At 29.5% G+C, this 13,681-nt stretch carries 8 protein-coding genes; all 8 read left to right on the forward strand.

Going from position 1 to position 13,681, the window contains the following annotated elements; genetic code table 11:
• Nucleotide 1 precedes the first annotated feature (1 nt).
• From DES33_RS00095 to DES33_RS00130, 8 genes are read left to right on the forward strand one after another with little or no spacing between them, the layout of a single operon-like run.
• Entirely contained in the window at nucleotides 2-1,060 is a 1,059-nt protein-coding gene (locus DES33_RS00095) for a Gfo/Idh/MocA family oxidoreductase (RefSeq protein WP_110057748.1), read from the forward strand.
• Nucleotides 1,057-2,508 (forward strand): condensation domain-containing protein, encoded by a 1,452-nt coding sequence (locus tag DES33_RS00100; protein WP_035112338.1) that lies wholly within the window; start codon nucleotides 1,057-1,059, stop codon nucleotides 2,506-2,508. Before DES33_RS00095 ends, DES33_RS00100 begins: the two co-directional genes overlap by 4 nt.
• The gene (locus DES33_RS00105) at nucleotides 2,505-3,944 is read left to right on the forward strand and encodes an acyl carrier protein (protein WP_110057749.1); all 1,440 of its coding nucleotides are present in this window, start codon (nucleotides 2,505-2,507) and stop codon (nucleotides 3,942-3,944) included. Before DES33_RS00100 ends, DES33_RS00105 begins: the two co-directional genes overlap by 4 nt.
• Nucleotides 3,941-5,011: a saccharopine dehydrogenase family protein gene (locus tag DES33_RS00110; protein WP_110057750.1), complete on the forward strand. Its 1,071-nt coding sequence runs from the start codon at nucleotides 3,941-3,943 to the stop codon at nucleotides 5,009-5,011. The genes DES33_RS00105 and DES33_RS00110 overlap by 4 nt, the downstream gene beginning before the upstream one ends.
• A gap of 2 nt (nucleotides 5,012-5,013) precedes the next feature.
• The gene (locus DES33_RS00115; protein ID WP_110057751.1) at nucleotides 5,014-6,033 is read left to right on the forward strand and encodes a Gfo/Idh/MocA family oxidoreductase; all 1,020 of its coding nucleotides are present in this window, start codon (nucleotides 5,014-5,016) and stop codon (nucleotides 6,031-6,033) included.
• Complete coding sequence (locus tag DES33_RS00120; protein ID WP_110057752.1) at nucleotides 6,030-10,211, forward strand: condensation domain-containing protein; 4,182 nt, start codon at nucleotides 6,030-6,032, stop codon at nucleotides 10,209-10,211. The genes DES33_RS00115 and DES33_RS00120 overlap by 4 nt, the downstream gene beginning before the upstream one ends.
• On the forward strand, nucleotides 10,198-11,919 hold the full coding sequence (locus tag DES33_RS00125) for an ABC transporter ATP-binding protein (RefSeq protein WP_035112332.1): 1,722 nt from the start codon (nucleotides 10,198-10,200) through the stop codon (nucleotides 11,917-11,919). The genes DES33_RS00120 and DES33_RS00125 overlap by 14 nt, the downstream gene beginning before the upstream one ends.
• Before the next feature lie 26 nt (nucleotides 11,920-11,945).
• Nucleotides 11,946-13,676 (forward strand): ABC transporter ATP-binding protein, encoded by a 1,731-nt coding sequence (locus DES33_RS00130; protein WP_035112331.1) that lies wholly within the window; start codon nucleotides 11,946-11,948, stop codon nucleotides 13,674-13,676.
• Nucleotides 13,677-13,681: the final 5 nt, after the last annotated feature.

A 13,681-nucleotide genomic window follows, 5' to 3' on the forward strand; every position in this document is an offset into this window, starting at 1 on the left:
AATGAGATTTAAAGTTTTGGTGTGTGGGACTACTTTTGGTCAGTCTTACATGAGAGCAATTAGCGAAAACGAAAATTTAGAATTAGTTGGAATTTATGCGAATGGTAGTAAAAGATCTATTGATTGTTCAAAAAAATATAACGTGCCTCTATTTAAAAATGTAACTTCTTTGCCTTTTGACATTGATATGGCTTTTGTAATAGTAAAATCGTCAGTACTAGGAGGAGAAGGAACAAAAATCGCCAAGCAACTATTAAATAGGGGGATTCACGTTATGCAAGAGCATCCTATAAATTATAACGAGATATCAGAATGCTGTAGAATAGCGGTTAAAAATAAAGTTTGTTATAAAGTGGGAGATTTATATCCATTTTTAGAATCCATAAAAAAATTTTGTGATACAAGCCTTTTTTTGAATACAAATGATAGATTTAAATATGCAAGTATAATTTCTTCATCACAGGGGTTGTATTCGCTTTCTGCTATATTAGCCAATTCGCTTAGTAATTATAGAAATTTTACAATTGATGACAGGGAAACTAAAATAAACTATCCCTTCACAAAATTAAAGCTCACTAATGGAGAGGAAGATATTTTTTTACAAATTCACAACGAAGTTTCTGAAAATGATGGGAATAATCATATGCATCTGCTACATAGGATGATATTTTTTTATGATTCTGGGAGGTTAGAATTAAATGATACATTTGGTGGTTTATGTTGGAGAAGCAGAATGAATATATCTGAATCAGATGTTTATCAAAAGAAGACTAAGCATGATTATGATTTTCGACCAATGAGTATAAACTTGATAAAAGAAGAAGAAAATTCTTACGATGAATTATTGAGAACAATATTTCCAAATGCTATTGAAAAACAAATTGAAGAATTCATAAAAGAAATAAGAAAAGGAACAATGGATATAGCAGTATTGCAGAAAGAAATTTTGATTTCTGAGAAATGGAGTGTTTTAAGTTCTGTAATCGGATTCCCTAAATTGGTTAACTTCAGTGCTAATTATATAGATTATACACCAATGCTAAAAAGAGGTGAAGAATGAAGGGCAGTAGGCATACAAACGATCTGGATACGTTTAACTATTTAAATGAATTAAAAAAGAAAGGGATCTGGCTTTATATTGATGGAGAAAAACTAAAATATAAGGCTATAAAAAATATTCTAGATAGTGGCGTTTTACATGAGATAAAGTCAAATAAAGAAAGAATTATAAAGTTTCTAAATTTAGAAAAAGAAAATTCAGTAAGCTTAAGTCAGTTACAGCTGGCCTATATGGCTGGACAAATAGAAGATCAACGATTAAATAATGTTAATGCACATTATTATATTGAGTTTTTAAGAGATTCAATTGATATAAAAAGGCTTGAAGAATCTTTAAATATTTTAATCCAAAGAAATGATGTTTTAAGGTTAATTATCAAATCTAAAGGGGAAGGATTAATACTTAACACCGTTCCTAGATATAAAATTAAAACTTATGAATTTACTAAATATATAGATAAACTTAATATAAGGGAAAGTATGATGCACAGATTGTATCCTTATGATTCATGGCCGATGTTTCATTTAGAAGTAGGGAAAAGTAAGGTACATGAGGATGTTTTACATTTTAGCTTTGACTGTTCAATTTTAGATGCTTGGTGTGCAGGAAAATTAGTATCAGATTTATTTTCGATATATGTAGGACAAAAGGTCGCTTATCCAAGGTATTCATATAAGCAATATGTTAACGAACTTTGTAATTTGAGAAATAAGAGTGTAGAGACTATAAAAAATGCTGATAGATATTGGACGGACAGAATAGTTAATATAAGTGATGGGCCTAAATTGGAATATAAACTAGAGCTAAAAAACCTAGAATCCACTACGTTTGTTAGGCAGGAGTATACTTTTGATACAGTAATTGTGGGAAAATTGGAAAAATTTTCTAAAGAAAATCATGTAACGCTTACCGCTGTTATCATGACTGTTTATTTGGAAACTTTATCAAAAGTAAGCTCAGAGAAAAATCTTACAATAAATATAACTATGTTTGGAAAACTACCTTTAGACAAGCATGCTGATGAGACGTTGGGTGAATTTACCAATGTAGGTTTAATTGAATATAAAGATGAAAGTATTAATTTTATAGATACAGTTATAAAGACCCAGTACCAAATTTTTAAACTATTGGAATTTAGAGAGTATGAAGGAATAAACATATTAAATAAAGCAAAACGTCTAAACTTGTTTTTTCCGGCAGTAATGACATGTATGATAGGCGAGAATTATAAATCTACTCTAAATGGATTCAGAGAAATATATTCATTGAGTCAGACTCCACAAGTAACTATTGATCACCACGTAAGGATAATTGATGGGGAGATGAGGATTTCTTTTGATTATATAGAAGAGCTATTCAATCAGAAATACATAAATAATATTATAGAAATATACGTAAATCGTGTAAATGATATATGTAATTCAAAAAACAAAGGGGAATTTATATGAGTAGAATAGTTGGTAAAGATTTTTTTAGTTTTAAAAAAGAGGGAGAAATAATTTTTGCTAAAATAAAAAAAATTAATAATAAAAGTCATATTAACGAATCTCTTTTGCGTGTGAGCAAAGAAAACAAATGGACAATAATGAGAGATTATATAGCGAAAAAGTATATAAAAAACATTTTAAATGAGATTAATCAAAATAAAATTGAAGTGGACAGTAGAAATGATAGAATAATTGATTATTGGGAAAGTTTTATCGAAGACTTCATTGAAACTGATTATTTAAATGAAACGGTCGAAAACAGCGAATTAATGATTATATTAAATAAAAAAAAGAAACTTTTTATTGAAGTATTAAAGAATAAAGACAACAGATATCTTTTGTTAACGGATAGGGATTTATCCCCTGAAAAATTAAGCTATAATGAGTTGAGTTTAAAAAAAGCATATGAAACAATGATTAACCAAATGAAAAATCACAATGAAGAGAAATCAAAAAAAATTGGGGTGGTAAATCCAGGTCAAGGTTTATTTTTAGAATATCTACTATCAGAAGTCAAATCTGTTAAGCAGGTAGATTTAATAGGTTTCACTTCGTTACTTTTAGATAATCTAAAGAAAAAGTATGGGGATATTATATTTTCAAAATTGGAATTTAATGAAGAGTTTATATCTGGCGATATGTTAGGGCAATACGACTATTTGATTATGCCGAATACGGCACACCATTTTGAAAACTTAAAAAATGTAGTGAGCCTATTAAATTTAACATTGAAAAAAGCTGGGGAGTTTCATATCATTGATTTTCATAAAATGGACTCAATGTCTACTCTAATAGCTATTTTCTTTCAGGAAAAACACTTATATGCCAGAAATAAAATACGAGATGAATTTTTTTATAAATCACAATATATAAAAAAAATAGCAGATTATCTATATATTGATCCGAATGGGAGTTATATAGATAACAATGAGAGAGTTTTTCATGTGTGTTTTAAAAATAAAGGGGATTATAAAAATGAGGTTGAAAATATAGCTGAGAAATACAATATCTCAAAAAGAAGTATTGTTGTTTCAAATGGGAATAACATAGAGGTAAATGTGTTAAAAAATCAATTTGACACTAAACAAATTATTTACCAAGAGTCAAATAGCGAAATTCTAGAAGAGGAGGACGTGAATTTTAAAAAACTGAGAAATATTTGGGAAGAAAATCTAAATTTTGAAGGGGAGATAAATAAGACTTCTAACTATTTTCAATTAGGAGGGGACAGTATGTCCGCAACTAGATTAGCAAGGAGTATATCAAATGAGTTAAATTATGAAATAAGTCTTTCTGAAATATTTACTAACTCGGTATTTCAAGATATGTTAACCTTAGTAGAAGAAAAAATTAGCATCGATGATATAGATAAGACTATAGTTGAAGGTGAGATATGATAGGCATAATTGGTGTGAGTGGCGAAGTAGGCACGTTATGTTATAAATTATTAGTAAATTCTGGATTGGGGGGCATTATAGGAGGAGTAAGAAATAAACAATTATTAAATGAGGATGATATCAATTATGAATATATTGACTTAATGGACAAAAGGTCGTGTTTTGACTTTGTTAAACGATGTGACTTCGTAATAAATTGTGCTACAGCAAATCATAAAGGAATATATAATTTAGTTGAAGCTGTGGAATTTTGTGGCAAAATACTTTTTGATTTGACTTATTACGAAGGGTTTAAATTACCTAAAGTTAGCAACGCATCAATATATCATGGTATTGGACTTTCTCCCGGGCTTACGGAAGCACTACCTAAGATTATGTTGGAAAAATTTGATTCAATAATACATTTTGACTTGTACTATGTTGCAATGGATATATTTTCCTATTCAGCAGCAAAGTCATATTTAGAATACATCGAAAGCGTAGATATTTACCCTATGACTGAAATAAAAGACGGTAGGTTACAAGCAGTTAGTAGCAATGAAAAAGCTATTCAATTTAATATTATTCAAAAAGAACTGGAAAAGATTCCGTATATGGACAGCAGATCAATTTCTACATGTGAAAGATTAGGAATCGAAAATGCTAGATACAGCATATGCATTCCGTATGGCGAAACATATAAATTCTTAATGGAAAGAAAGAAATATAAAAAGGGTCTAGATTATAAAATAGGAAAACTTGTAGAAGCATCTATGATAGATAGACAACTTTATCCTTTAGATTCATTTATTATAGCTGATATAAATGGAGTATATGAAAAAAAGGAAAGAAAAAGTTGCGTAGTTATTAAAAGCAGTTCATCTTTAAAAATCACTGTTGATGTGGTTATTTCTGTATTAGTGTTGGTGAAGAAAACTCAATTGCATTGTGGAATTTATGATATCACAGATTTAAATAAGCTAGGAACACTTCTTGATATTATGTCTAGCATAGATCCTGAATTATATATCAACATATTTGATGATAAGTCAGTTTTTGAAATAATTCAGTCAGAGGGGGAAATATAAAAATGATTTCAAAAAAAACGAATGTTCTAGTTTGTGGAACGAGATTTGGAGAATATTATATAAAAGCTCTTCGTAGGGACTATGAAAGATTTAATATAGTAGGTATTTTATCCAGAGGCAGCGAACATTCTGAGCATATTGCAGAGAAATATGGATTAAAAACATATAAAGAAGTAAAAAAATTACCAAAAGATATTGACTTAGCGTGTGTAATTATAAGGTCTGAAGGTGTTGGTGGAGAAGGAACTAAATTAAGTAAAGAGTTATTAAGCCGAAATATAAATGTTATACAAGAGCAACCAATTCATCAAAAATATCTTTTGGAATGTTACAAACAAGCAAAACAAAGAGGGTTATTGTTTATGGTGTCAAATTTCTATATTCACTTGCCGAATATAGAAACGTTTATAAAAAAATCTATTGAAATGGCTAAGGATTCTAAAATGAAATATTTAAGTATGATGCTATCGACACAAATATCTTTTACTGGCTGGCATATTTTATTATTATCAGGTATTTGGGGAGAAGTTCATAGTTTGCAAGTTCTTAAAAAAGGACATGGCCCATTTGATATAATTAGTGGATATATAGGGAAAATACCAATAACTATTGAATTAAACAATATGGTAAATTCTCAGGATCCAAATGTAGATATGGAAATCATGCATAGATTTTGTACTTTCTACAGTGTTGGAAACTTAATGTTAGAAGATACTTTTGGACCTGTTGCGTGGAGAACCAAAACTTTTATAGAGAATGAATTAACTTCTAAACACTCCTACGAGGTAAATCCCTATTTAAGTCTGTACGATTATGGATCTTCAAATATTAAAGAGATTTTTGAAACCAGTTGGATTGAAGCTATAAAGAAAGAAATATTGCTAGCTTGTAGGTATATAGAGATGGGCGGATGCCAAGCTTCGAGAGTTCAAGGAGAATTAATTGCTACAAAAAATTGGGAGAAGATGATTAGAAGTGCAGGATTTGCTCAAATTAACACAACTAGTGGGAGGAAACAATGAGTGAGGTAAGGGAGATAATACAAGAATGCAAAAGAAAAGGCATAGAAATCTATATAGAAAACAACAAATTAAAGTATAGAACATATAAAAACGCTATATCTGATGAAATTTTTAAAATGTTGAGGAAAAACAAAAATGAAATAATAGAATATTTGGTAAATCAAAATAATATAGAGACTGAAAACAGTTTATATGAACCATTTCCGCTTTCTACGGTACAATCTGCTTATTTGTTAGGAAGGGGAGAATCATATTCTTTCGGAAACACATCATGTCATATATATCAAGAGTACATTTATAAAGAAAAACTTGATAAAAATAAAGTTGAGAATATATGGAATGAATTAATTTCTAAACACCCAATGTTAAGAACTGTTATTAATAATAACTCAACACAACAGACAATAAAAAAAGTCGAAACTTTTAAAGTGCTAGAAGGAGACACAAATAAACTTAGGGATTTATTAGAAAATAAAATATATCCTTTAAAAAAATGGCCTATGTTTGATATCGGAATTTCAGAAAAAAATGACGGTTCAATACTACATTTTTCTATGGATTTTATGATAGCTGATTGGTCAAGTATATGGTTTCTCCTTTCAGAATTTGAATCGGCATATTTTGATGGTATAGAACCAAAAGGGAGCGATTATAGCTTTAGAGAATACTGCATACAAAAATACCTTTTCAAAAATAAAAAGAAATATATAGAGGATAGGGCTTTTTGGAGCAAAAAATTAGATACTATAAACACGTATCCTATATTACCAACGATAAATAGGCTTAACGTCGACGAAAAGAATGATCGATTTATACGTTTTTCTACAAAACTTGGCGTGGAAGAATGGAGGCAACTAAAAAAAACAAGCAGTTGTTATGGATTAACACCGAATTCAGTATTATTAGCAGTATATGCCTTGAGTTTGATGAAATGGAGTTCAAACAAAAAGTTTACAATAAATTACACAGTCTTCTCTAATGCTATAACTAGTGAAGATCATTGTGTTGGAGACTTTACTGAAACATCACTGATATCCATTGACGATTTTGGAAAAACATTTTTAGCACTTGCAACAAGTATAAATAGAAATATATTTGAAAATATTGATCATTCATCATATTCTGGTGTTGAAGTAATGAGAGATATTGCACGCCAAAAGAATATTAGAGAAGTTTTGTTGCCATATGTTTTTACTAGTGCAGTAGGGACTAACAACAATAAGTTAAGGGGAAATTATGGATATGGAATAACTCAGACACCACAAGTTTTTATAGATTGTCAGTGTACAGACAATATAGATGGATTAGAAATTAATTGGGACGTTAGAGAAAATATTTTCAAGCTAGTTGATATAAAGAATATTTTTTCTGACTTTAAAGCTCAGTTATATAAATACTCCTCAAATCCACTTGAATGGGAGAATCGAATATGTTCAGATACAACGAATCGTTTAACTAAAAATGAAGATAGCAAGTTGTTAAATCTAAATATATTCGGAGACGATAAATTTATAAATGATCCAGAAAATAAAGAAATGTTCAAAAACATAAGTGAATATATATTTGCTAAGGAGAATTGTGAAGAGATTATTATTTCGGTAAAAAACTCCAATAAAATCAATAGAGAATTAGATATTTCTATAATACAATCTCCTAAAGAGTCTAGCAACGGTATTGAACACATCAACTTAGATGATATAGACAAGTATAATGAAAGATTGGAGACGGAATTACAGACAATCGAATATAAAAAAGTTTTTAATCTCAGAGATAATCTAGCTTTAAGTTGCATTTTGAAAGCGCTTTTAAATTTAAGAGTACTTACGAAAGATAGTAAATATTATAGATATGTTGGAAATATAGAAAAAAATGTAGATGAAAAATATGAATGGATATTAGATAGATGGATTAGTGAATTAGTTTCATATAATGTTCTTATTGATAAAGGAAATGCCTTATATAAAATTAATACTTTATATAAAACTGAAGAGTTTGATAAAAATTGGCATACTTTATATTCGTTATGGAGAGATGAGTTTGGCGACATTGAGATTATAAATTATATTAAAGACAATCTTGACAAAATAGAAGACATTTTAAAAGGTGTGACTGATCCTGTTGAGCTTTTATATCCTAAGGGATTAGCCAAATATACAAATGCTCTTTACAAAAATAGTATAAATTCGATAATTATAAATAATTATTTTTGTCAATTTATAAAAAAGTATGTATCTAAGAATTCTTCTAAAAGTTTACAAATTTTAGAAATAGGTGCAGGAACTGGGGCATCTACAGAAAAAATACTAGGTGAACTTGGAGAAAACAAATATAAATATTATTTTACAGATTCCTTAAAATATTTTTTGCCACTAGCAAAAAAGAAATATGGTGAAAATCAAGATGTAATAATAAAGCAATTCAACGCTGATATAGACCCATATGAACAAGGGTTTTTACCAAATCAATTTGATTTAGTCATTGGCGCTTATGTTTTGGAAAATGTGCAAGATATTAAAAAAACACTAAAGTATTTAAAAAAAATAATATCTCCCAACGGATATCTACTATTTTCTGAACCAGTGAGAAATGAACCATGGATTATGGGGTCACAGATTTTTATGATGGAGACTCCACAAGATAAGATTAGAGAAAAAAGATTCTTCATAGAACCAAATGAGTGGGCAGAAATATTGGATGATATTGAACCTAGTACTAAAAGTTTTTTGTTACCAAAGGAGGGTTCTATATTGTTAAACCATGGAGCGATTTTCATAGCAAAAAAATTTAAAAATAATTATTCAAAGATTGATGTTGAAGAGATAAATAATATAATTCAAGATTCATATAAAGGGATATTCTCTTCTGTGAAAACGAGGTATTTTAACGAACTAACCATGACAGAAAAAGATCAAATAATAAGTGGAAAAATCCAAATAGATTTATACGCTGATAATGAAGAAAGCCAGCATACAATAGAAAATATTGAGAAGTTAAATGACACCGAAAAAATATTGATTGCAATCATAAATGATGAATTTGGTGATCCTAGGATTAGTTCAAGTTCTAATTTGTATGACTATGGAGCCGATTCTTTGTTATTAGCACGAGTAGCAACTAAAATTATATCTAAGATAAAAACGAATTTGACTTTTGAGGCTATTTTACGAGAACTTATAAGAGAACCAACAATAAGATCTTTAGCAGTTTTTCTTGAAAGAGTTGATGATATTGAGAGTGAAATAGATGATCATAAGAAGTTATTAGTGAGTAAATTATATAAATCTTACAGTACTTCAGATACCTTAAGCGTAATATTTCAAGGACCTCTTGGAAATATTAGCGATATCGAATACTTTGCAAAACAACTACAGATTCAAAATAATGGAAATGTTATGGTCTTAGGGATTGATGATTACAACAAGTTTTTAAATACGTCCAACGAAGATGTTATTCCTGTATTAGCTCAAGAGGCTGCGGAAGAAATTTTCAATCAGAAAATAAAAAATGTACAGATAATAGGTTATAGTTTTGGTGGTCACATTGGTATAGAGGTATCACGTTATTTGCTAGAGAGAGGAGTTAACGTGCTCAACCTTTCTATTATAGAAAGTGGTAGCATACCAAATGTTCATGTTGACAATATTATATTGGAGTTTATTTATTTAAACAATTACGGAGTGAGTTTATCCGATCTTGGACTTGAAAAGGAAAATATAATCAGTGAAGAGTTTTCAGACACTAAAAACTCTAACATAACAATAAACAGTATCAAAAATCATTTAAATAATCTAAATGACCGAAGTATAATTAATAAAGTTTGTAATAGCTCAGAAGATGAGAGATTTGAAATATATACTAATGTTGTATACAAGAAAACGGGGGTTTTACTGGAGAAAGGAAAAATTCTTGAAAAATTTAAGATATTCAAAAAAACCTTTAATGTTCAAAAACAAACCCCAAGTCCTTATTTTGGCAATATTAATTACTACATTGCAAAGGATAACGATGACTTTTTTGCTCAGAGTTTTAAGTTATTAAAGTTATGGGAAAACGCAATATTAGGTGAAATAAAGGTAGATTATATAGGGGGGAATCACTTTTCTTGTATCGAAAACCACAATTTCGCTAAGGAATTAGCCATTAAACTTGGAAAGGAATGTAAAAATGACGAGAACTGAAATTAGCTTAGAAGCTTTTATAAAAGAAGAGAAAAAAGGATATATCTTTTCTATTATCCTGGCCATCATTGGTGTTGGATTTGGGATGATTCCGTATATATGCATTTCGGAAATTATTTTGAATTTAATTAAAAATATGAATAGTTTTAAAACTTATGTGATTTTATTCTCAATATCAATGATAGCATATGGCGTAAAATATACTTGTACAGGTATTTCAACATCGTTATCTCATGAAGCTACTTTTAGGGTGCTAGATAAATTACGTAATTATATAGCAGAAAAACTAACAAAGGTCCCAATGGGATATGTTATTGATAATTCGTCAGGTATGTTTAAAAGTTTGTTTGTAGAGAGAGTTGAACAACTTGAAGTTCCATTGGCTCATGCTGTTCCTGAGGTAGCTTCAAACATACTAGTTCCTATTGCGATTATTATATATATTTTTACACTAAATTGGAAAATGGGAATAGCTTCAGTATTAACAATACCATTTGGTATAGGTTCCTATTCAAAGATAATGAATACTTTTTCAGAAAAATACAAAAATATCATCGATATAAGAAATCATATGAGTTCTACCGTGGTTGAATATATTAATGGAATAGAAGTTGTAAAGACTTTTGGTCAGGGAGAAAATTCCTATTCAAAGTTTGTGAATGTGGTAAAAAAGAATACAAAAGCCAATATCAAATGGCTAAAAAGTACTCAAAAATATACTTCATTTATGATGAATCTTGTCAGCTCTATGGTTTTTACACTGCCAATTGGTTGTTATCTTTATAGCATAGGAGAACTTAGCTTAGCAGATTTCCTTTTCAGTTTGATTTTATCCCTAGGGATTACAGGCCCTCTTTTATCAGCAGTGATATATACTGATAATTTATCAAAAATAAAAATGATAATGAAAGAAATAAACGATATTTTGAACGTAGATGAATTGGTAGGTGTAAATAGCATCAAAAAAACTATATTGAATTATGATGTTGAGTTTAAAAATGTAGATTTTCAATATATTGAAGGGCAAAATATCTTGAACGAACTTTCATTTAATATAAAGCAAGGAGAAAAAGCAGCTATTGTTGGGCCTTCAGGTTCTGGGAAATCTACTGTTGTCAAGTTGATAAATAGGTTTTGGGATCCTCAAGTTGGAAGTATTTCTATAGGTGGAGTAAATATTAAAGATATTCCCATTGCACAATTAACCAATATGATTTCTTATGTTTCACAAGATAACTATTTATTCAATAGAAGTATAATGGAAAATTTGAAATTGGGAAATGAAAATATAGAAGACAGCTTGGTAATAGATGCTTGTAAAAGAGCTAATTGCCACGATTTTATTATGGAATTTGAGCAGGGTTATCAAACTGTAGTTGGAAAAGAAGGAAATCTTTTATCAGGAGGGCAGAAACAGAGAATAACTATAGCACGAGCTATGTTGAAGAATTCTCCAATAGTAATTTTAGACGAAGCCACCGCATATGTAGATCCGGAAAATGAAACGTTGATTCAAAGTGCTATAACAGACTTAACAAAAGATAAAACGTTAATAGTTATAGCCCACAGATTAAATACAATTGTAAATTCGGATCAAATCATATTATTAGAAAACGGAAAACTAGTTTCGTCAGGGACACATGAAGAATTGCTTAGGAGTTCAAAATTATATAGAAATATGTGGAAGGCAAATAATTATGAGAATTAGAAAATGCATAGAAAAGGAGGTAAGAGATGATAAAAGCTTATAAATTATTCTTCAAGTTTGCTGGCACAAGACAATTTTTATGGTGGAAAAGCATATGTTTAGAGCTTTTAAAATGTATATTTATTATGGCAAATTATGCTTTGCTTCTTTATTCTATAAAGCTACTTTTGGACAGTGCTATAGATATAAAGATTTCAATTTTAATTTTTATAGCTCTCTTAATTCTCATGATTGGGCAAATTTTACTTTCTATAAAATCAAGGGATGTACAAACGGAAGCAGTTTATTCTATGTGCGAGGATAAAAGAATATCCATCGCAAATAAAATGAGATTTATGCCCATGGGATATTTTAGCAGTCATACCTTAGCTAATTTAACTGGCATTACAACAGAAACAATGAATGAACTTGAGAGTATGTCTTTAGCTGTTGTATCGACAACATTAGTTGGAATTATAAATAGCATAGTTCTGTCAATGGTTATTTCCATATTCTCTTATAAGATAAGCATTATCTATTTATTAGGTATAGGATTCTTTTTGCTAATAAATAACAAGTTGTTAAATCTTTCAAAGGAACTTGCGCCAGGAAGAGTGAAAAATCAGATGGAATTTGCTGACAGTGTACTGGAGTTTATTAGGGGAATGGAAGTAATAAGGTCGTATAATTTGTTTTCTTCTTCAAAAAGTGATATAAGCCAGTCCATAAAAAGGCTTCATATTGCAAGTTTAAGGATAGAGAGAATGAGAGTTCCCTATATTTCTTTACAAAAAATGGTATTAAGAATTATGAGTATGCTCGCGGGACTTGTATCAGTCTATTTGTATTTTCATAGTGATATAGGCTTAATAGCTTGTTTGGTTTTAATTATTATCTCATTCCAAATATATAGCCAACTGGAAGATGCTTCAAGTATGTTTTTTATGTTGCCTATAATGGTTACCGATATAGAAAAAATTATGTCAATTGATCAACTCCCTTCAATAAAATCAGGGAACATAAAGGTAGCTCCAATAAATTATGATATAAGATTTAAAAATGTTGATTTTTCTTATGGGGATGAAAAGGTATTAAAAAATATAAATTTATTTGCAAAGCAGGGTTCAACGACAGCTATTGTTGGGCCAAGTGGCTCTGGTAAGACAACTTTGGCAAATTTAGTTAACAGATTTTGGGACGTAGATAGGGGAGAGATAACATTAGGAGATGTCAATATTAAGGATTACGATTTGGAAAACCTTATGTCCCAAATTAGTATGGTCTTTCAGAGGGTGTATTTGTTTAGAGATACAATAGAAGCAAATATTAAGTTTGGCAATCCGGAAGCTGAAATACAAGATATTAAGGAGGCAGCAATCAATGCTAAATGTGATCACTTCATATCAAAACTAGAGGATGGATACAATACGATTATAGGAGAAGGAGGAGCTGATTTATCAGGAGGAGAAAGACAAAGGATATCCATAGCAAGAGCAATATTAAAGAATGCACCTATTATCATTTTGGATGAAGCTACAGCCAATATAGATCCTGAAAATGAAAGAGATATCAACACAGCGATTAAAAATCTTACTCAGGATAAGACAGTTATTATAATAGCTCATCGCTTAAAAACAGTAAAAGAAGCTGATCAGATTGTGGTTTTAAATAGAGGTGAAATAGAACAGATTGGAAAACACAGTGAATTGATTCAGGAAGAAGGACTTTATAAAAATTTTGTAAGAAATATAGAAAAAGCGAAAAATTGGAAAATTTAAGGAGA

Source organism: Finegoldia magna (genome assembly GCF_003182075.1).
GTDB classification, from domain to species: Bacteria; Bacillota; Clostridia; order Tissierellales; family Peptoniphilaceae; genus Finegoldia; species Finegoldia magna.